The organism is Pseudoalteromonas sp. CR1, assembly GCF_019392235.1.
Taxonomy (GTDB): domain Bacteria; phylum Pseudomonadota; class Gammaproteobacteria; order Enterobacterales; family Alteromonadaceae; genus Pseudoalteromonas.
In genome coordinates this window covers 1-234 of the sequence record NZ_JAHXRM010000644.1, presented here as the reverse complement: position 1 = coordinate 234, position 234 = coordinate 1, and the positions used below count along the sequence as shown (strand labels likewise).

Annotated in this window: 1 pseudogene; it reads right to left on the bottom strand. The window is 55.1% G+C overall.

The window, feature by feature from the left end:
- Positions 1 to 234 (bottom strand): annotated as a pseudogene (locus KZZ04_RS20870) (hypothetical protein); the annotation flags it as partial.

Here is a 234-nt window from a genome sequence, read left to right as displayed (position 1 = left end):
CCTTCATATAAACCGTCGGAGGTGAGGGTAGGGGAGAGTTCCGCCGTTTTACCGTGGGCGCGCCAGTCAAACAAAATTACGTCATAGTGCCGTTCATAGGCCCAGCGTCCCCATTGTCGCAAAAAGCCTTGATCTTCCAGGGAGCCAGTGATGCCATAGGTGGCAATTAATGTCCCCTTAGCTTGGGAAGGAATGGGCGATCGCCAAACATGGAGGGGCACTCCTTGGGAGCCG